This window comes from Rubrivivax soli (assembly GCF_049810355.1).
GTDB lineage: Bacteria > Pseudomonadota > Gammaproteobacteria > Burkholderiales > Burkholderiaceae_C > Rubrivivax.
Window position 1 is genome coordinate 1,659,809 of sequence record NZ_CP187368.1, and the last position, 18,448, is coordinate 1,678,256.

Genomic DNA, 18,448 nt, shown 5'->3' on the forward strand with positions numbered 1-18,448 from the left:
GCCGCGGCGCCGGGGGTCACGGTTTCAGGTGCGTCTTGAAGAACGCTTCCATCGCACCGTAGAACTCGAACTGGTTCTCCTCGTTCGAGAAACCGTGGCCCTCGTTGTCCTTCACGAGGTACTGCACCTCGACGCCGCGCTGCTTCAGCGCGGCGACCATCTGGTCGCTCTCGGCCTTGTTGACTCTCGGGTCGCGGGCGCCCTGCGCGATGAGCAGCGGCGTGCGGATGCGGTCGACGTGGAACACCGGTGAGGTGGCCGTGAGCCGCGCGCGGTCGGTTTCGCTCTCGGGGTTGCCGACCATCTGGTACATCTGCTGGCGGAACGGTTCCCAGTACGGGGGGATCGTCTTCATGAACGTGAAGAGGTTGCTCACGCCCACGTAGTCCACGGCCGCGGCATACAGGTCGGGCGTGAAGGCCACGCCGGCCAGCGTGGCGTAGCCGCCGTAGCTGGCACCGTAGATGCCGACACGCCTGGGGTCGGCGATGCCTTGCTGCACCAGCCACTGCACGCCGTCGGTGATGTCGTCCTGCATCTTCAGGCCCCACTGGCCGAAGCTGGCTTCCCAGAACCGGCGGCCGTAGCCGGTGGAGCCGCGGTAGTTCATCTGCAGCACGCAGAAACCGCGGTTGGCAAGGAACTGCACCTCGGGGTGGAAGCCCCAGCTGTCGCGCACCCACGGCCCGCCGTGCGGGTTGACGATGCAGGCCAGGTTCTTCGGTGCGCGGCCCACCGGCAGCGTCAGGTAGGCCGGGATCTCCAGGCCGTCGCGGGCGGTGTAGACCACCGGCTGCTGCGGCGCCATCTGCGCCGGCGGCAGCCACGGTGCCACGTCGCCCAGCTTCGTCAGCCGGTCGCTGCGGCGGTCGTACAGGTAGCGCGCGCCCTGCGTGCGGTCGCTGCTGGCGGCAACGATGAAGCGCGTCTCGTCCAGCGTGACCGACTGCAGCGTGATCTCCATGCCGGGCAGCGCCTGCTCCAGCCGCTGGAACAGCGTCGCGGTGCGCGGCGCGAAGACGTGGCGGCCGGTCTTCTCGGTCTGGAACACCGCGGTGTCGAGCTGCTTGCGCACCCGCGACCAGGTGGCGCTGTAGACGTCGACCTGCGGGTGCGCGAACACGAGTTCCTCGGCGTCGGGCCGGGCGGGGTCGATCAGCACCAGCGCCGCCTTGTCGCGGCCGCGGTTGCTGACGGCGTAGAAGCGGCGGTTGTCGGCGTGGAAGAACTGCGGATTCACGCTGGTGCGGAAGTCGGTGCTCAGCAACGGCTTGAACGCGTCACGGTCGTGCGCCCGCGCCAGCAGCGTGTTGTTGACGCCGTCGCTGGCCACGCCCAGCCGCACCTGGCCGCGGTGGTCGGTGATCCAGCCCACCACGTTGCCGGGGTTGGTGGCGACCACCGTCTCGCGGCCGCTGCGCAGGTCGTGCCGCAGCACGTCGAAGACCTTGGCGTCGCGCCGGTTGTGCGAGATCAGCAGCACGCCGGGCTGGTCGGGCAGGTCGTCGACGATGGACGCCCGCACGCCGTCCCAGGGGGTCAGGTCGCGGCTCTTGCCGGTGGCGGCGTCGACCGCGACGATGTGGAAGTTCTCGTCGCCGCCGAAGTCCTTCTCGTACAGCACGGTGCCGTCGCCCTTCCAGCTGTAGCTGGAGATGTCGCGCGCGCTCTCGCGCGTGATCTGCCGCGGCTGCCCGACAGGAACACCGCCCCGCAGGCGCTGCACGAAGATGTTGCGCCGCGGCGTCGGGCCGCCGTCACCCGGCGCCGGCTGCATGAACGACAGCCACTGCCCGCTCTGGCTGATGCGGAAGTAGGCGCGCTCGGGGCTGCGGAAGAAGTCGCGCAGCGGCAGTTCGGGCGGGACGGCCGCGGCCATGGCCGCCTGGGCACGCGCCGGCACCGGCAGCACCAGGGCCACGGCGATCGACGCAGCCACGAGAGCCAGCGCCACGGAAAGGTTCGACACGGAGGGCAGCTTCATGCGGCCCAGTATCGCGAGCGCCCGCGCCGGGGCACCATCCCTTGAGACGAAACGCCGCTGGCGAGGCCCGAGCTGCCGCCCCGCCGGCATGAACGCCGTCCGGATCCCCGGCGGCACCGCGCCTCAGGACTGGATGTAGTTCTCCAGCTGCCCGATGGTCTCGTCCTGGAACGCGATGATGTCGTCCATGATGTCGCGGATCGAGATCATGCCCAGCACGGTGTCGCCGTCGATCACGGGCAGGTGGCGGATGCGCTTGTCGCGCATCAGGGCCATGCACTGCCGCGTGCCGGTGCGCGGGCCGACCGAGACGACGTTGCGCGTCATGATCTCGTGCACCTGCGTCTCTTTCGAATTGCGCCCCTGCAGCGCCACCTTGCGCGTGTAGTCGCGCTCGGAGACCACGCCGACGACCTTGCCGTGGTCCATCACCATCAGCGCACCCACCTCGTACTGCGCCAGCAGCTGCAGCGCATTGAAGACGGTTTCGTCGGGTCGCACGTGCCAGAGCGTGCCTTCGCGCGCGCGCAACAGTTCCGAGACGGGTTTCATGGCCTGACTCTCCGAAGCGACTGGGTGCTGCGAGCCTACACAAACGACGCCGCGGCGCAAGGGGCGCGTGCCCGCAGGCGGGCCGCGGGCGAACCACTTGCTCATGGTCCAATCGGGGCATGGCCGATCTTCCCCCCAGCGCCGCCGCGGACGGCGTGCGCGTGTCCAAGCTGATGACTGAACGCGGGCTGTGCTCGCGCCGCGAGGCCGACGAGTGGATCGAGGCCGGCTGGGTGCGCGTGAACGGCCAGGTCGCGGTGCTGGGCCAGCGGGCGCAGCCCGATGCCGTGATCGACATCGAGGGCCGCGCCAAGGTGCAGCAGGCGCAGCGCGTCACGGTGCTGCTGCACAAGCCGGTGGGCTACGTCAGCGGCCAGGCCGAGGACGGCTACGAGCCGGCTTCGGTGCTGGTGACGCGCAACAACCGCTGGAAGGCCGACCCGAACCGGCTGGAGTTCCACCCCGGGCACCTGCGCCACCTGGCGCCGGCCGGGCGGCTGGACATCGACTCCACCGGGCTGCTGGTGCTGACGCAGGACGGCCGCATCGCCAAGCTGCTGATCGGCGACGAGACCCGCGTCGAGAAGGAGTACCTGGTGCGGGTGCAGCACCAGCGGCCGGGGCCGCTGCCCGACAGCGCGCTCGACCGGCTGCGCCACGGGCTGGAACTCGACGGCAAGCCGCTGCGCCCGGCACGCGTGAGCTGGCAGAACGAGGACCAGCTGCGCTTCGTGCTGCGCGAAGGCCGCAAGCGGCAGATCCGCCGCATGTGCGAGCTGGTCGGGCTGCAGGTGCTGGGCCTGAAGCGGGTGCGCATCGGCAGCGTCAGCCTGGGCCAGCTGCCGGTCGGGCAGTGGCGCTACCTGGGCGAACACGAACGCTTCATCTGAGGCGCGCCCGAACGCGCACGCGCACCCGCCGCCGTCAGGGCGCGCTGGCCGGCGACGAAGCCGGCAGCGGCGGCACCGGGCCCACCGTGCGCGTCACGATCTGCTTCACCACCGCGCCGTCGTCCACCGATCCCTGCTGCGTGCCTTCGCCGCGCGCCAGGCGTTCGCAGTCGGCGCGGTCGGCCGGCAGCTGGCGCTGGCAGCGCTGCACGGCATTCGCCGCCAGCGCCTGCGGGCTGCTGTCGGGCTGGGGCTTGCGCGCCAGCGCGTCGCGCAGCACCGAGCGGGCCTCGTACAGGCAGTCGGCCTTGCTCTGGCCGGGGCGGCCGGCGGCGCAGTCGGCGACGTCGCGGCGGTAGGTCTGCTGCGGCGTCTGGGCCTGCACCCAGGCCGGCAGCAACAGGGCGGCGGTGAGGCACAGCGGTGCGAATCGGGACATGCGGACTCCTGGTGACGCCGGATCGGCGCAGACCTGCAGCGTGCGCCGCGGTGTGCCCGCCGGCCAGCAGACGGCGGGCTGCGCGCGGGTAGGACAGCGCCTACCCGCACCGCCACGCACCGCCATGCACCGAGCGCTTCAGGTGCCCAGCTGCGCCAGCCGCTGCTTGGCGTCGTCCAGGTTGGCCTTGGGACCCTTGCCGGCCGCAACGAACCGTTGCAGCGCCGCGCGCGCCGCGTCGTTGCGGCCCAGTTGCTGCAACGCGATGCCGATGCGGTGGTCCAGCGGCAGCGCCTCGGCGCCCTGCAGCGCCGCGGCCTGGGCGTACAGCGCCAGTGCCTGCTCGGGCGCGCCGGTGTCGCTGAGCACGCGGCCCAGGCCGTAGTGGCCGATCGCCAGCCCAGGCCGCTCGCGGCGCAGGCGCTCGAAGGTCGGGCGCGCCTTCTCGGGCTGGCGCTCGTTCACGAGGCCGAAGGCTGCGCCGCGTGTCCACGCGTCGATGTCGGCGGCCAGCGCGCTGTCGGCCCCGGGCTGGATGGTCTGCAGCTGCGCCAGCGCTGCTTCGTACTGGCGGTCCTGCAGCGCCACGCGCGCCAGCAGCGCACGCTGCTGCTCGGGCCGCGGTGCGGCCTGTGCGGTGGCGCGGGCCTGGTCGACGCCGCCGCCCAGCATCGCCGGGGCCAGCAGATAGAACTCGACCACCGCGCCACGCGCCGCGTGCCACTGCGGCGCCAGCGCCAGCGCCTGCTGCAGCGCGCCCTTCACGCGGCCGATGCTGGACGCCAGCTTGAACATGCCGGCGCTGGCCGCATGCACGCCCAGCACCACGCCCAGCGTGTAGTGGCACACGGCGGCCTGCGGCTGGCGCTGCACGCAGGCTTCGGCCTGGGCGATGACGGCTTCGCGCCGTGCCGCGTCGCCCTGCTGCAACGCGCCGATGCCGGCCGCCAGCAGCGCCTGCAGGTCGTCGGGCTGCGCCGCCAGCCGCTGCTGGCCGCTGCGCCCCAGCTCGCCGTAGCGTTCGGCCGCGTACAGCGCGTCCAGCGCCGGGTCCTGGAACATCTGCGCTGCAGCCGGCAGCGCCGTGCCGGCGAGCATGGCGGCAAGAGTGAGGCCAGTGCGGAAAGTGCGCGAGAGCATGGTTCGGGGGGATGGCACGGCGGTGGAATTGCACCATCATGCCGTCACCCCGGCGCCCCGCGCACCCAATGCGACGAAGCGGCACCGCCCTGCGACGAACCGCGAGAACCCGATGACACGCTCCCTGCTTCCGCTGCCAGCCCTGCTGGCCACCGCCGCTGCTGCCGTGCTCGCTGCGACAGCCCTGCCCGCCACCGCCGGCCCCGGCCACGCGCACGACGCACGCGCCGAGGCGGCCGCGGAACGCGCCACCGAACGCCAGCGGCAAGACCTCTACAAGGCCTGGTTCCCCGACCTCGCCACCGCGCGCAAGGCCGCGATCTCGCTGCACGGGCGCCTGCTGGAGACCGAGTACGAACGTGGCTGGCAGATCTTCGAGCTCGACGGCGAGCACGCCGCGATCCTGCAGCGCTTCGGCTACCGGCTGGAGCCGGCCACCGAGTTCATCGCCCGGCGCAACGCCTTCCTCGACAGCATCGACGCCGCCAATGCCCGCCGCCGCAGCGCCGACGCCAGCGCCGCCGACGTCGGCGTGCAGGCCATCCCCGGCTACGCCTGCTACGAGACGGTGGAAGAGACGTTCGCCGCCGCGCAGGGCATGGCGGCGGCCCGGCCGCAGCTGGCCACGCTGGTCGACATCGGCGACTCGTGGCAGAAGAGCACCAACCGCGGCGGCTACGACATGGCCGTGCTGCGCCTGACCAACGCGGCCACCACCGGCACCGGCGGCGCGCCCAAGCCCCGGCTCTTCATCACCAGCGCCATCCACGCCCGCGAGTACGTCACCGCGCCGCTGTCGCTGGCCTTCGCGAAGTGGCTGTTCGACGGCCACGGCGTCAACGCCGACGCCACCTGGATGCTCGACCACCACGAGGTGCACCTGCTGCTGCACACCAACCCCGACGGGCGCAAGAAGGCCGAGTCGGGCCTGTCGTGGCGCAAGAACACCAACACCGCCTACTGCGGCGCGCGCAGCAACAACCGCGGCGCCGACCTCAACCGCAACTTCACGTTCAGCTGGAACAGCACCAACGGCCAGGGCTCCAGCGGCAACCAGTGCGACCTGACCTACCGCGGCCCCAGTGCCGCGAGCGAGCCCGAGACGCGCGCGGTCGAGGCCTACATCCGCAGCCTGTGGCCCGACCGCCGCGGCCCGGCGAAGACCGACGCCGCCCCGGCCGACACCAGCGGCATCCACATCGACCTGCACAGCTACAGCCAGCTCGTGCTGTGGCCCTGGGGCGACACCCCGACCGCCGCGCCCAACGGCGCCGCGCTGCAGACGCTGGGCCGGCGCTTCGCCTGGTTCAACAACTACACGCCCACGCAGTCGATCGGCCTGTACCCCACCGACGGCACCAGCGACGGCCCGGGTTACGGCGAGCTGGGCGTGGCCGCCTACACCTTCGAGCTCGGCACCAGCTTCTTCCAGGACTGCACGAGCTACGAGAACACCATCAAGCCGAGGAACCTGCAGGCGCTGGTGTACGCCGCCAAGGTGGCGCGGGCGCCGTACCAGCTGCCGGGCGGACCCGATGTCACGGCGCTGGCACTGAGCGCGACCGTGGTCGACGCCGGCACGCCGGTGACGCTGACTGCCAGCGTCAGCGACACCCGCTTCCAGCAGAGCAACGGCGCCGAGCCGGTGCAGGCCATCGCCGCGGTGCAGGCCTACGTCGACGTGCCGCCCTGGGCCGACGGCGCCACGCCGCTGGCGCTCGCCGCGGCCGACGGCAGCTTCGACAGCAGCACCGAAGGCGCCACCGGCACGCTCGACACGGCGGCACTGGCGAACGGCCGCCACACCGTCTTCGTGCGCGGCATCGACGCCAGCGGCCAGGCCGGCCCGGTGAGCGCGGTGTTCCTGGACATCGGCGGCACCCCGCCGCCGCCGCCGCCGGCCATCACGCTGGCACTGTCGGGCACCAAGGTGCGCTTCAACCGCTGGGACGTGACGCTCACCTGGGCCAACGCCAGCGGCGCCAACGTCGACCTCTACGTCAACGGCGCCCTGCTCGCCAGCACCGCCAACGACGGCAGCTACACCGAGCAGCGCGGCCGTGGCACCTGGCGCTACAAGGTCTGCCTGAGTGGCAGCACGGCCACGTGCTCGGCGGAGCAGAGCATCACCTTCTAGCCCGCCGCACCGGTCCGGCACGGCCCTGATAATCCGGGCCGATGCCTTCCCTGTCCCCGCCGGCGGCCAGCGTGCCGCCGCGCCACGTCTCCCACGCGCTCGCCGCGCTGGCGCTGGCCCTGCTGCTGGGCCTGCAGCCCGTCAGCACCGACGTCTACCTGCCGGCCCTGCCGATGCTCACGCGCGCGTTGGGCGCGCCGATGACGGCTGTGCAGCTGACGATGTCGGCGCTGATCCTGGCCTTCGGGGTCGGCCAGCTGTTCTGGGGCCCGGTCGCCGACCGCGTCGGCCGCCGCCCGGTGCTGCTGTGGGGCCTGGCGCTGTACACGCTGGCCAGCGCCGCCTGCGTGGTGGCCGGCAGCATCGAGACGCTGATCGTCGCGCGCGCGCTGCAGGGCGCCTGCCTGGCCGCCGCCGTGGTGGTGGCGCGCGCCATCCTGCGCGACCTGTACGAACCGCACGAAGGCGCGCGCGTGATGTCGCTGGCGCTGTCGGGGCTGGCCGTGATCGCCATCGCCGGGCCGGCGCTGGGCGGGCTGCTGGCGGCCACGCTGGGCTGGCGCGCGACGCTGGCGCTGGTGGCGGGCTGCGGCGCGGCGACGCTGGCCTTCGTGGCGCTGCGCCTGCCCGAGACGCTGCTGCACAAGAACCCGCGCGCCACCGTGCCGGGGCCGCTGCTGGCCGCGTGGTCGCAGATCGGCCGCCACCCGGTGTTCCTGGCCTGGACGCTGCTGACGGCCTGCACCTACGGCGGGCTGTTCGTGATCCTGTCTGGATCGTCCTTCGTCTACATGGACATGCTGGGCCTGTCGGCCGCAGCCTACGGCGCCGCGATGGCCAGCGGCTCGGTGGCCTACCTGGCCGGCACCTTCGTGTGCCGGCGCTGGATCCCGCGCCACGGCATGGCCGGCACGGTGGCGCGTGGCGGGCGGTTCTCGCTGGCCGCCGCCGCCTTGATCGTCGGGCTGGCGCTGGCCGGCGTGCACAGCGTCTGGGCCGTGCTGGTGCCGCAGTGGCTGTTCTGCTTCGGCCACGGCCTGCACCAGCCTTGCGGCCAGGCTGGCGCGGTGGGCCCGTTCCCGCGCAACGCGGGTGCGGCGTCGGCGCTGGCGGGCTGCCTGCTGTCGCTGGTGGCCTTCGGCATCGGGCAGTGGCTGGGCAGGGTGCTGTCGGACCAGGTGCTGCCCTACGCGCTGGGCGTGGGCGTGTGGGGCCTGCTGACCGCCACGGTGGCCTGGACGCTGGTGCGGCGCCTGCCGGTGCCGCAGCGATGAGCGTGCGATGACCTTGCGCGCCATCGGCCTGGCCGGGCCCACCGCCTCGGGCAAGACCGCCGTGGCGCTGGCCTTCGCGGCGCAGTGCCCGCTGGAGATCGTCAGCGTCGACTCGGCCCTGGTCTACCGCGGCATGGACATCGGCACCGCCAAGCCCAGCGCCGCCGAGCGCGCCGCGGTGCCGCACCACCTGATCGACATCCTCGACCCCACCGAGGCCTACTCGGCCGCGCGCTTCGTGGCCGACACGACGCGGCTGGTGGCCGAGATCAACGCCCGCGGCCGCCTGGCGCTGCTGGCGGGCGGCACGATGCTGTACTTCAAGGCGCTGCTGGAAGGCCTGGACACCCTGCCCGCGGCCGACCCCGTCGTGCGCGCCAACCTCGACGCCCGCGCTGCCGCCGAGGGCTGGCCCGCGCTGCACGCCGAACTGGCGCGCGTGGACCCGGCCACCGCATCGCGGCTGGCACCCGGCGACAGCCAGCGCATCCAGCGCGCGCTGGAAGTCTGGCAACTCAGCGGCAAACCCTTGTCAGCCTGGCACGGCAGCGCGCGCCAGCCGGTGCTCGCGCTGCCGCTGGTGGCGCTGGAGCCGGTCTCGCGCGGCTGGCTGCATGCGCGCATCGCCGCGCGCTTCGACGCCATGCTGGCCGCGGGCTTCGTCGACGAACTGCGCACGCTGCGCGCCCGGGGCGACCTGCACCCCGAGCTGCCGGCGATGCGCTGTGTGGGCTACCGGCAGGCCTGGCAGACCTGGGACGCGCTGCAGGCCGGCGACCTGGGGCCGCTGCGCGCGCAGGGCGTGGCCGCCACGCGGCAGCTGGCCAAGCGGCAGCTGACCTGGCTGCGGTCGCTGCCGCGGCGCGTGGTGGTGCCGTGCGACGCGCCCGACGCGCTGCAAAAGGCCCTGGCCGCGCTGCAGACGGCAGCTGCGGCATCATCGCCCGGGTGATGCTGGAACTCGCAGGTCTGTCCAAGTCGTTCGGCACGACCTCCGTCTTCGGCGGCGTCACGCTGTCGCTGGCGCCGGGCGAGTTCGTCGCGCTGCTGGGCGAGTCGGGCGTGGGCAAGTCGACGCTGCTGAACTGCATCGCGGGGCTGGAGCAGGCCGACAGCGGCCGTGTCGTCGTCGCCGGGCAGGACCTGGCCACGCTGGACGAAGCCGGCCGCGCCCGGCTGCGGCGCGCGAAGCTGGGGTTCGTGTTCCAGGCCTTCCACGTGCTGCCGCACCTGACCGTGGCCGACAACGTGGCGCTGCCGCTGCTGCTGCTGGGCCGGCCCGATGCGGCACGCGTGCAGCAGCTGCTGGACGCCGTGGGCCTGGACGGGCTGGGCGGGCGCTACCCGGCGCAGCTGTCGGGCGGGCAGCTGCAGCGCGTGGCGATCGCGCGCGCGGTGGTGCACGCGCCGGGGCTGATCCTGGCCGACGAGCCCACGGGCAACCTCGACCCCGTCACTGCCGAACGGGTGCTGGGCGTGCTGCTGGCCCAGGTGCGCGAAGCCGGCGCGGCCTGCCTGCTCGTCACGCACTCGGCCGCCGCCGCGGCACGCGCCGACCGCGTGCTGCGGCTGAGCCCGCAGGGCGTGCACACGACGTGACGCTGCACCTCGTCGCCGGCCTGCTGCGGCGCGAATGGCGCCACCACCCCTGGCGCCACGGCATCGCGCTGCTGGCGGTGGCGCTCGGCGTGGCGCTGGCGTATTCGGTGCACCTGATCAACGGCTCCGCGCTGTCGGAGTTCTCGGCCGCGGTGCGCGCGGCCAACGGCGCGCCCGACCTGGTGCTGCGCGGCCAGGGCGGCGGTTTCGACGAGACGCTGGCCGACCGCGTGGCCACCGACCCCGCGGTGCAGCTGGCCAGCCCCGTGGTGGAGATCGACACCTACACGCGCGGCCGCGACGGCCAGCGCGTGGCGGTGCGCGTGCTGGGCGTGGACGGGCTGCGCGTGGGCGCGCTGGCGCAGGACCTGCAGCCGCGCCACGCCGACGGCCAGCCGCGGCTGGCCTTCCTGGACCCCGACCGCGTCTTCCTCAACGCGGCCGCGCGCGAGCGCAGCGGCGTTGCCGACGGCGCGCTGCTGCCGCTGCAAAGCGGCATGGCCTGGCAGACGCTGCAGGTCGCCGGCAACGTGGCGGCCGGCGGGCCACCGCTCGCGGTGATGGACATCGCCGGCGCGCAGACCCACTTCGGCTGGACCGGCCGGCTGTCGCGCATCGACCTGCGGCTCGTGCCCGGCAGCGACCAGGCCGCGCTGCTGCAGCGGCTGGCGCTGCCGCCGGGCGTGGACGCGGTGACGGCCGACGACGGTGCGCAGCGCGTCAGCAACCTGTCGCGCGCCTACCGCGTGAACCTGACGGTGCTGGCGCTGGTGGCGCTGTTCGTCGGCGCCTTCCTCGTGTTCTCGGTGGTGGCGCTGTCGGTGGCGCAGCGCACGCCCGGCTTCGCGCTGCTGGGCGTGCTCGGGCTCACCGCACGCGAGCGCCGCGGCCTCGTGCTGGCCGAGTGCGCCGCCATCGGCGCTGCCGGCGGCGTGCTCGGCGTGGCGCTGGGCACCGGCATGGCGGCGGCGGCGTTGCGGCTGCTGGCGGGTGATCTGGGCGGCGGCTACTTCCCCGGCATCGCGCCGCAGCTGCAGTTCAGTGCTGCGGGGGCCGCGGGCTTCGCGCTGCTGGGCTTGCTGGCGGCGCTGGTCGGCGGCTGGTGGCCGGCGCTGCAGGCCGAGCGGCTGAGCCCGGCGCTGGCGTTGAAGGGCCTGGGCCAGCCCGATGCGCAGGCGCCGCCGGCCTGGCCCGGGCTGGCGCTGCTGGCCACCGGCGGGCTGCTGGCGCTGCTGCCGCCGATCGCCGGCCTGCCGCTGGCGGCCTACGTGGCGGTGGCGGCGCTGCTGTTCGGCGGCGTGGCGCTGGTGCCGGCGGTGGTGCACGCGCTGCTGGCCGCGGTGCCGCGACCGCGCGGCGCGCTGGCGCTGCTGGCCCTGCAGCGCGCGCGCTTCCAGCGCCGCACGGCCACCGCGGCGGTGGCCGGGGTCGTGGCCAGCCTGGCGCTCAGCGTGGCGCTGACGGTGATGGTCACCAGCTTCCGCCAGGGCGTGTCGACCTGGCTCGACAGCGTGCTGCCGGCCGACCTGTACGCGCGCACGGCCGGCAGCAGCGGCGCGGCCGAGCAGGCCTGGCTGCCGCCCGACTTCGTGCAGCGCGCGGCCGGGCTGCCCGGCGTGGCGCGTGTGCAGGGCGCGCGGCTGCGGTCGCTGCAGCTGGCCGCCGGCCGGCCGGCGGTGGCGCTGGTGGCGCGCCCGCTGGCCGACGTGGCCGCGGCGCTGCCTCTGGTGGCGCCGGCGCTGGACCGCCTGACGCTGCAGCCGGGCGAGACCGCGGTGTACGTCAGCGAAGCGATGGTCACGCTGTACGGCGCCACGCCCGGCAGCACGCTGGTGCTGCCGCTGGCCGGGCCCGGCGGCACGCAGGAAGCGACCATGCGCGTGCTGGGCGTGTGGCGCGACTTCGCACGCCAGTTCGGCGCCATCGCCATCGCCGACACCGACTACCAGCGCCTGACGGGCGACACGCGCATCAACGATCTCGCGCTGTGGCTCGCGCCCGGTGCCGAGATGGCCAGCGTGCAGGCCGGCCTGCGCAGCCTGCTGCCCGACCCCACGCTGCTGGACTTCGCGGCCACCAGCGAGCTGCGCGTGCTGTCGCTGCGCATCTTCGACCGCAGCTTCGCCGTCACCACCTACCTGCAGGGGGTGGCCATCGCGATCGGGCTGGTGGGCATCGCCGCCAGCCTGTCGGCCCAGGTGCTGGCGCGGCGCAAGGAATTCGGCCTGCTCGCGCACCTGGGGCTGACGCGGGCGCAGGTCGTCCGCGTGGTGGCCGGCGAAGGTGCTGCCTGGATGGCGGCCGGCACGCTGGTGGGGCTGGCGCTGGGCATCGTCGTCAGCATGGTGCTGGTGTACGTGGTGAACCCGCAGAGCTTCCACTGGACCATGCAGCTGGTGCTGCCCTGGGACCGCCTGGCGCTGCTGTGCGGCGCGGTGTGGCTGGCCGGCGTGGCCACGGCCGCGTTCAGCGCCCGCAGCGCCGCGGGGCGCTCGGCCGTGCTGTCGGTGAAGGAGGACTGGTGAAGCGTCGTACCGTTCTCACGCTGCTGCCGGCGGCGCTGGGGCTGCCGGCAGCAGCCCACGCCACCGAGCGCCGCGGCCGCGTGCTGGCCTTCCCGCGCGACCACGGCACGCACAACGACACCGGCACCGAGTGGTGGTACGCCACCGGCTGGATGGGCACCGAGCAGGCGCCGCGCCTGGGTTTCCAGCTCACCTTCTTCCGCAGCAGCACCGGCCTGGCCGCCGGCAGCAGCAGCCGCTTCGCAGCGCGCCACCTGCTGTTCGCGCACGCCGCCGTCACCGACCTGCAGGCCGGCCGCCACCTGCACGCGCAGCGCATCACCCGCTGGTCGGGCGACCCGCTGGCCGTGCCGGCGCGCGCGGCCATTGACGACACCGACGTGCACATCGGCGACTGGCACCTGCGGCGCGGCAGCAACGGGTACGCGGCGCGCCTGCCGGGCGACGACTTCGCGCTCGATCTGGCGCTGCAGACCACGCAGCCGCCGCTGCTGCAGGGCGACGCCGGCTTCTCGCGCAAGGGCCCGCTGGAACACCAGGCCAGCCACTACTACAGCCAGCCGCAGCTGCAGGTGCAGGGCAGCATCACCTTGGGCGGGCAGCGCATCGCCCTGCCCGGCCTCGCCTGGCTCGACCACGAGTGGAGCGACGCCTACCTGGCGCCCGAGGCCGAAGGCTGGGACTGGATGGGCCTGAACCTCTTCGACGGCAGCGCGCTCACGGTCTTCCAGCTGCGCCGCGCCGACGGCACGGCGCTGTGGGCCGGCGGCAGCCACCGGCCGGCGGGCGGCAAGGTGCGCGCCTTCGCCACCGACGAAGTGCGCTGCACCGCCGGCCGCCGCTGGACCAGCCCGGCCACGCAGGCCAGCTACCCGGTGCAGTGGGACATCGACACACCGGCCGGCCGCCACACCGTGCGCAGCCTGCTCGATGCACAGGAGATGGACAGCAGCGGCAGCACCGGCACGGTCTACTGGGAAGGGTTGTCCGAGGTGCTGGACGGCAGCGGGCGCCGCGTCGGCCTGGGCTACCTGGAGATGACCGGCTACCGCGGCCGCCTGCAGATGCGCTGAGGCCGCAGCCGCCGCGTCAGAGCGTCGGCCCGGCAGCCTGGTTGTCGCCCACCGACGGCCCGATCTTGCGCACCCGGCCCAGGTCGACCGGCGCCGCCCGCACGCAGTTGCCGCCGGCCTGGCGTGCGGCCTGCACCGCGGCGTCGGCATCGTCGACCAGCGCCGACAGGCTCTGGTGCGCAGGCCGCAGCGCGGCCACGCCGACGCTGACCGTGACGTGCAGGTCCTGCGGATCGAACGGCACGTGCAGGGCCTCGATGCGCTCGCGGATGCGCTCGGCCACGTCGAGCGCGCCGATCGGGTCGGCATGGGCCAGCCACACGGCCAGCTGGGCACCGCCGAAGCGCGCGATGGCATCGGCACCGCGCAGCGTGGGTTCGGTGTGGCGGGCCAGCGCACGGAGCACGGCGTCGCCGGCGGCTGCGCCGCGCGCCTCGCACAGGCGGTGGAAGCGGTCCACGTCCACCAGCAGCAGCGCGGCGCCGCTGCCGTAGCGGCGGGCACGCGCCCATTCGCGTTCGGACAGCGCGAGGAAATGGGCGCGGTTGGCCACGCCGGTGAGCGGGTCGACGGTGTCCAGCCGCGCCAGCTGCAGGCGGCTGCGCTCCAGGTCGCGCCGCAGCGCCAGCAGCACCGCGCCCAGCGGCACGGCCACCACCGCCACCGCCACGGCCGCGGCGATGGGGGCGGCGATCTGCGCCGCCTGCGCGCCGAGCACGGCCGACACGGCCCAGGCCAGGCCGGCCGCCAGCAGCGCCAGCAGGCCGCCCCCGACCGCGGCCAGCAGCAACCGGCGCGCACGCGGTGCGCCGGCGACCGGCGAGGCGTCGGCCATCGGCGGCGGCGCAGGCGGCGTCTGGGGAGGATGGGGGACGGGAGTGCTCACGGCGGCGCGGTCCAGTCCCTTATTCGACCACAACCCCTGCCGCTTGAGCCCGCCGCCGCCACCCTGGATGCGGGGTGCGCGCGGCCTTTGCACGGCGGTGCCTACACTCGCGGCCATGAACTCCCCCAGCGCGGCCCTGCCCGCGACCCTCCGTCCCGGCGAACCCGCCCCCGGCCAACGCGTGCGCTCGCTGTCGGGCCTGCTGCCCTTCGTGCGGCCCTACCGCTGCCGCATCGCGCTGGCCGTTGTCTTCCTGGTGATGGCCGCGGCCAGCACGCTGGCCTTCCCGGTGGCGCTGAAGCTGCTGATCGACCAGGGTCTGGTCGCCGCCGACCCCGGCGAGCGCCTGCTGGCGCTGCGCGGACACTTCCTGGCGCTGTTCGGCGTCGGCGCGGCGCTCGGGCTGTTCTCGGCGGCGCGCTTCTACATGGTCACCTGGCTGGGCGAACGCATCACGGCCGACCTGCGCAACGCGGTCTACGCCCACGTCATCCGCCAGAGCCCGGAGTTCTTCGAGACCACCCAGACCGGCGAGGTGCTGAGCCGCCTGACCACCGACACGACGCTGGTGCAGACCGTGGTGGGCAGCAGCCTCAGCATGGGCCTGCGCAACACGGTGATGGGCATCGGCGCGCTGGGCGCGCTGGTCTGGACCAACCCCTACGTGATGACGCAGGTGCTGGGCATCCTGGTGCTGGTGGTGCTGCCCAGCCTGTACTTCGGCCGCCGCGTGCGCAAGCTCAGCCGCGCCAGCCAGGACCGCGTGGCCGACAGCAGCGCCATCGCCGCCGAGGTGCTGAACGCGGTGCCGGTGGTGCAGAGCTACGTGCAGGAAGGCCGCGAGTCGGCGCGCTTCGACCAGTCCACCGAGAACGCCTTCGAGACCGCCAAGAAGCGCACCGCGGTGCGCTCGTTCCTGGTCGGCTTCATGATCACCGCCACCTTCGGCGCGCTGCTGTGGGGCCTGTACCAGGGCACGCAGGCGGTGGTGCGCGGCGACATCTCGGCCGGCCACCTGGGGCAGACGGTGGTGTTCGTGATCATCTTCGTCGGCGCGGTGGCGGTGCTGAGCGAGGTCTACGGCGACCTGCTGCGCGCTGCCGGCGCCACCGAGCGGCTGATGGAGCTGCTGGCCACGCGCTCGCCCGTGGCCGACCCGGCCGTGCCGCTGCCGCTGCCGCCGGTGCGCGGCGGCTCGGCCGTGCAGCTGCAGGGCGTGCGCTTCCACTACCCGTCGCGGCCGAAGCAGGCGGCGCTGGACGGCATGTCGCTCGACGTGCGCCCCGGCGAGACCGTGGCGCTGGTCGGCCCCAGCGGCGCCGGCAAGAGCACGGTGCTGCAGCTGCTGCTGCGCTTCTACGACGTGCACCAGGGCCAGGTGCTGCTCGACGGCGTGCCCGTGCAGCAGCTGCGCCTGGCCGACCTGCGCCAGCGCATTGGCATCGTGCCGCAGGACAGCACGATCTTCTCGGCCAGCGCGATGGACAACATCCGCTACGGCCGCCCCGGCGCCAGCGACGACGAGGTGCGGGCCGCGGCACGGGCGGCCTTCGCGCACGACTTCATCACGGCGCTGCCCGAGGGCTACGACACCTTCCTCGGCGAACGCGGGGTGCGCATCTCGGGCGGCCAGCGCCAGCGCATCAGCATCGCGCGCGCGATGCTGAAGAACCCGCCGCTGCTGCTGCTGGACGAAGCCACCAGCGCGCTCGACGCCGAGAGCGAACGCATGGTGCAGGCGGCGCTGGAGGCGGCGATGCAGGGCCGCACCACCATCGTCATCGCGCACCGGCTGGCCACGGTGCTGCGCGCCGACCGCATCGTCGTGCTGGAGGCCGGCCGCATCGTCGAGACCGGCACGCATGCCGAGCTGGTGGCGCAGGGCGGGCTGTACGCGAGGCTGGCGGCGATGCAGTTCGAGCTGCAGCCGCCGGCGACGGCGGCGGCGGAGTAGGCACCACCGTGGTGGCCGGCAGGATGAACCGATCTGCGTCACCCGCGACCGCCCCGTGAGCCCCGCCCCCACCGCCCGCAGCGACCTGTCCGAGACCGTGCTGGTGGTCGAGGACAGCGTGCTGCTGCGCGACGTCGTCGTGCACACGCTGCAGGACCACGGCTACCGGGTGCTGGCCGCAGACAGCGGCGAAACCGCCGAGCGCCTGGTGGCCACCGCGCCACGGCCCGACCTGGTGCTGCTCGACGTGCTGCTGCCCGGCATCGACGGCTTCGAGCTGCTGCGCCGCTGGCGCGCCGACCCGGCCACCGCGGCGCTGCCGGTGATGCTGCTGACCGCACTGCACGCCGACACCGACGAGCTGCGCGGCCTGCAGCTGGGCGCCGACGACTACCTGACCAAGCCGGTGCAGCCGCTGGTGCTGCTGGCCCGCGTGCGCACCCAGCTCGACGCCGCCCGCGCGCGCGCCTCGCTGCGCGACCAGAACGCGCGCCTGGAAGCCGAGGTGGCGCGCCGCATGGCCGAGAACGAGCTGGTGCAGGACCTGGCCATCCGCGCGCTGGCGCACCTGGCCGAGACGCGCGACAACGAGACCGGCCGCCACCTGCAGCGCACCCAGGCCTACGTGGAGATGCTGGCCCAGGATCTGCACGACCACGGCCTGTTCGCCGACGCGCTGGGGCCGCGGCAGATCCGGCTGCTGGCGCGCTCGGCGCCGCTGCACGACATCGGCAAGGTCGGCATCCCCGACCACATCCTGCGCAAGCCGGGCAAGCTCGACGCCGCCGAGTGGGCGGTGATGCAGACACACGCGGCGCTCGGCGCGCAGGCCATCGAGGCGGCCGAACGCGACGTCGACGGCGCGGTGGACTTCCTGCGCCTGGCCAAGCAGATCGCGCACTGGCACCACGAGCGCTGGGACGGCACCGGCTACCCGGACGGCCTGGCCGGCGAGGCCATTCCGCTGGCCGCGCGGCTGATGGCGCTGGCCGATGTGTTCGACTCGCTGGTCTCGCCGCGCGTGTACAAGCGCCCGATGCCGTGCGACGAGGCGCGCGCGGTCATCCGCCAGGGCCGCGGCCGGCACTTCGACCCGGTGGTCGTCGATGCCTTCGAGCGCTGCTACGACGCCTTCCGCCACATCGCGGCGGCCCATGCGGACGGCCCCGATAATCCGGGCCCATGACACGCCCGATCCGTTCCCAGTACGAAGACTTCATGCGCCTGGTGGCCACCACCGGCGTGGCCAAGGCCGACCGCACCGGCACCGGCACCAAGAGCGTGTTCGGCCACCAGATGCGCTTCGACCTGCGCGAAGGCTTCCCGCTGGTGACGACCAAGAAGGTGCACCTGAAGAGCATCATCCTGGAGCTGCTGTGGTTCCTGCGCGGCGACGGCAACGCGCGCTGGCTGCAGGAGCGCGGCGTGACGATCTGGGACGAGTGGGCCGGCCCCGACGGCGACCTGGGCCCGGTCTACGGCGTGCAGTGGCGCAGCTGGCCCACGCCCGACGGCGGCCACGTCGACCAGATCGCCCAGGTGGTGCAGCAGCTCCGGAGCAACCCCGACAGCCGGCGCATCATCGTGAGCGCCTGGAACGTGGCCGACCTGCCCAGGATGGCGCTGATGCCGTGCCACGCGTTCTTCCAGTTCTACGTGGCCGAAGGAAGACTCAGCTGCCAGCTGTACCAGCGCAGTGCCGACATCTTCCTGGGCGTGCCGTTCAACATCGCCAGCTACGCGCTGCTGACGCACATGCTGGCGCAGCAGTGCGACCTGGAGGTCGGCGACTTCATCTGGACCGGCGGCGACTGCCACATCTACAGCAACCACGCCGAACAGGTGGCGCTGCAGCTCAGCCGCACGCCGCACCCCTACCCGGTGCTGCACATCAAGCGCCGGCCGGCGTCCATCTTCGACTACCAGTACGAAGATTTCGAGGTGCTGGACTACGTGCACCACCCCGCCATCAAGGCGCCGGTGGCGGTGTAGGCG

Annotated in this window: 15 protein-coding genes; 10 read left to right on the forward strand and 5 right to left on the reverse strand. The window is 73.7% G+C overall.

Annotated features, from left to right (window positions below; all coding sequences use genetic code 11):
- Nucleotides 1–16 precede the first annotated feature (16 nt).
- Together ACPOLB_RS07550 and ACPOLB_RS07555 are read right to left on the reverse strand one after the other, a co-directional pair.
- Nucleotides 17–1,879 carry an alpha/beta fold hydrolase gene (locus ACPOLB_RS07550; RefSeq protein WP_425261892.1) on the reverse strand — a complete coding sequence of 621 codons (1,863 nt, stop codon included), beginning with the start codon at nucleotides 1,877–1,879 and terminating at the stop codon, nucleotides 17–19.
- Between the two features lie 228 nt (nucleotides 1,880–2,107).
- Complete coding sequence (locus ACPOLB_RS07555; protein ID WP_425260695.1) at nucleotides 2,108–2,536, reverse strand: CBS domain-containing protein; 429 nt, start codon at nucleotides 2,534–2,536, stop codon at nucleotides 2,108–2,110.
- A 119-nt stretch (nucleotides 2,537–2,655) separates the two neighbouring features.
- Here ACPOLB_RS07555 and ACPOLB_RS07560 point away from each other — a divergent pair, with 119 nt between their 5' ends.
- Nucleotides 2,656–3,426, forward strand: a complete 771-nt coding sequence (locus tag ACPOLB_RS07560; RefSeq protein WP_425260696.1) for a pseudouridine synthase — start codon at nucleotides 2,656–2,658, stop codon at nucleotides 3,424–3,426.
- 34 nt (nucleotides 3,427–3,460) lie between these two features.
- Here ACPOLB_RS07560 and ACPOLB_RS07565 read toward each other — a convergent pair whose 3' ends face one another.
- Nucleotides 3,461–3,865 carry a hypothetical protein gene (locus tag ACPOLB_RS07565; protein WP_425260697.1) on the reverse strand — a complete coding sequence of 135 codons (405 nt, stop codon included), beginning with the start codon at nucleotides 3,863–3,865 and terminating at the stop codon, nucleotides 3,461–3,463.
- A gap of 138 nt (nucleotides 3,866–4,003) precedes the next feature.
- Entirely contained in the window at nucleotides 4,004–4,963 is a 960-nt protein-coding gene (locus ACPOLB_RS07570) for a hypothetical protein (RefSeq protein ID WP_425260698.1), read from the reverse strand.
- Nucleotides 4,964–5,117: 154 nt separating this feature from the next.
- On the opposite strand from ACPOLB_RS07570, the gene ACPOLB_RS07575 reads away from it, so the two are divergent.
- From ACPOLB_RS07575 to ACPOLB_RS07600, 6 genes are read left to right on the forward strand one after another with little or no spacing between them, the layout of a single operon-like run.
- The gene (locus ACPOLB_RS07575) at nucleotides 5,118–7,142 is read left to right on the forward strand and encodes a M14 family metallopeptidase (RefSeq protein WP_425260699.1); all 2,025 of its coding nucleotides are present in this window, start codon (nucleotides 5,118–5,120) and stop codon (nucleotides 7,140–7,142) included.
- Nucleotides 7,143–7,183: 41 nt separating this feature from the next.
- Nucleotides 7,184–8,416 carry a multidrug effflux MFS transporter gene (locus ACPOLB_RS07580; RefSeq protein WP_425260700.1) on the forward strand — a complete coding sequence of 411 codons (1,233 nt, stop codon included), beginning with the start codon at nucleotides 7,184–7,186 and terminating at the stop codon, nucleotides 8,414–8,416.
- 7 nt (nucleotides 8,417–8,423) lie between these two features.
- Complete coding sequence (gene miaA, locus ACPOLB_RS07585; protein ID WP_425260701.1) at nucleotides 8,424–9,368, forward strand: tRNA (adenosine(37)-N6)-dimethylallyltransferase MiaA; 945 nt, start codon at nucleotides 8,424–8,426, stop codon at nucleotides 9,366–9,368.
- Entirely contained in the window at nucleotides 9,368–10,015 is a 648-nt protein-coding gene (locus ACPOLB_RS07590; protein ID WP_425260702.1) for an ABC transporter ATP-binding protein, read from the forward strand. Before miaA ends, ACPOLB_RS07590 begins: the two co-directional genes overlap by 1 nt.
- The gene (locus ACPOLB_RS07595) at nucleotides 10,012–12,540 is read left to right on the forward strand and encodes an FtsX-like permease family protein (protein ID WP_425260703.1); all 2,529 of its coding nucleotides are present in this window, start codon (nucleotides 10,012–10,014) and stop codon (nucleotides 12,538–12,540) included. Before ACPOLB_RS07590 ends, ACPOLB_RS07595 begins: the two co-directional genes overlap by 4 nt.
- Nucleotides 12,534–13,613 carry a lipocalin-like domain-containing protein gene (locus tag ACPOLB_RS07600; protein ID WP_425261893.1) on the forward strand — a complete coding sequence of 360 codons (1,080 nt, stop codon included), beginning with the start codon at nucleotides 12,534–12,536 and terminating at the stop codon, nucleotides 13,611–13,613. Before ACPOLB_RS07595 ends, ACPOLB_RS07600 begins: the two co-directional genes overlap by 7 nt.
- A gap of 16 nt (nucleotides 13,614–13,629) precedes the next feature.
- Here the strand turns inward: ACPOLB_RS07600 and ACPOLB_RS07605 are convergent, their stop codons facing one another.
- A complete protein-coding gene (locus ACPOLB_RS07605; RefSeq protein ID WP_425260704.1) occupies nucleotides 13,630–14,448 on the reverse strand; it encodes a GGDEF domain-containing protein in 819 nt (272 codons plus the stop codon).
- A gap of 166 nt (nucleotides 14,449–14,614) precedes the next feature.
- Between ACPOLB_RS07605 and ACPOLB_RS07610 the strand changes: the two genes are divergently transcribed.
- Genes ACPOLB_RS07610 through ACPOLB_RS07620 form a run of 3 tightly spaced genes read left to right on the forward strand, consistent with a single transcriptional unit; the run spans nucleotide 14,615 to nucleotide 18,445 of the window.
- A complete protein-coding gene (locus ACPOLB_RS07610) occupies nucleotides 14,615–16,453 on the forward strand; it encodes an ABC transporter transmembrane domain-containing protein (RefSeq protein WP_425260705.1) in 1,839 nt (612 codons plus the stop codon).
- Between the two features lie 55 nt (nucleotides 16,454–16,508).
- Nucleotides 16,509–17,639 (forward strand): HD domain-containing phosphohydrolase, encoded by a 1,131-nt coding sequence (locus tag ACPOLB_RS07615; RefSeq protein WP_425260707.1) that lies wholly within the window; start codon nucleotides 16,509–16,511, stop codon nucleotides 17,637–17,639.
- Nucleotides 17,636–18,445, forward strand: a complete 810-nt coding sequence (locus tag ACPOLB_RS07620) for a thymidylate synthase (RefSeq protein ID WP_425260708.1) — start codon at nucleotides 17,636–17,638, stop codon at nucleotides 18,443–18,445. The genes ACPOLB_RS07615 and ACPOLB_RS07620 overlap by 4 nt, the downstream gene beginning before the upstream one ends.
- Nucleotides 18,446–18,448: the final 3 nt, after the last annotated feature.

Excerpts from the sequence above, each read along its gene's own strand:
- ACPOLB_RS07620 (WP_425260708.1), top strand. The coding sequence starts at position 17,636 with ATGACACGCCCGATCCGTTCCCAGTACGAAGACTTCATGCGCCTGGTG.
- ACPOLB_RS07590 (WP_425260702.1), top strand. The coding sequence starts at position 9,368 with ATGCTGGAACTCGCAGGTCTGTCCAAGTCGTTCGGCACGACCTCCGTC.
- ACPOLB_RS07575 (WP_425260699.1), top strand. The coding sequence starts at position 5,118 with ATGACACGCTCCCTGCTTCCGCTGCCAGCCCTGCTGGCCACCGCCGCT.
- ACPOLB_RS07550 (WP_425261892.1), bottom strand. The coding sequence starts at position 1,879 with ATGGCCGCGGCCGTCCCGCCCGAACTGCCGCTGCGCGACTTCTTCCGC.
- ACPOLB_RS07565 (WP_425260697.1), bottom strand. The coding sequence starts at position 3,865 with ATGTCCCGATTCGCACCGCTGTGCCTCACCGCCGCCCTGTTGCTGCCG.
- ACPOLB_RS07570 (WP_425260698.1), bottom strand. The coding sequence starts at position 4,963 with ATGCTCGCCGGCACGGCGCTGCCGGCTGCAGCGCAGATGTTCCAGGAC.
- ACPOLB_RS07560 (WP_425260696.1), top strand. The coding sequence starts at position 2,656 with ATGGCCGATCTTCCCCCCAGCGCCGCCGCGGACGGCGTGCGCGTGTCC.
- miaA (WP_425260701.1), top strand. The coding sequence starts at position 8,424 with ATGACCTTGCGCGCCATCGGCCTGGCCGGGCCCACCGCCTCGGGCAAG.
- ACPOLB_RS07605 (WP_425260704.1), bottom strand. The coding sequence starts at position 14,448 with ATGGCCGACGCCTCGCCGGTCGCCGGCGCACCGCGTGCGCGCCGGTTG.
- ACPOLB_RS07610 (WP_425260705.1), top strand. The coding sequence starts at position 14,615 with ATGAACTCCCCCAGCGCGGCCCTGCCCGCGACCCTCCGTCCCGGCGAA.
- ACPOLB_RS07580 (WP_425260700.1), top strand. The coding sequence starts at position 7,184 with ATGCCTTCCCTGTCCCCGCCGGCGGCCAGCGTGCCGCCGCGCCACGTC.
- ACPOLB_RS07555 (WP_425260695.1), bottom strand. The coding sequence starts at position 2,536 with ATGAAACCCGTCTCGGAACTGTTGCGCGCGCGCGAAGGCACGCTCTGG.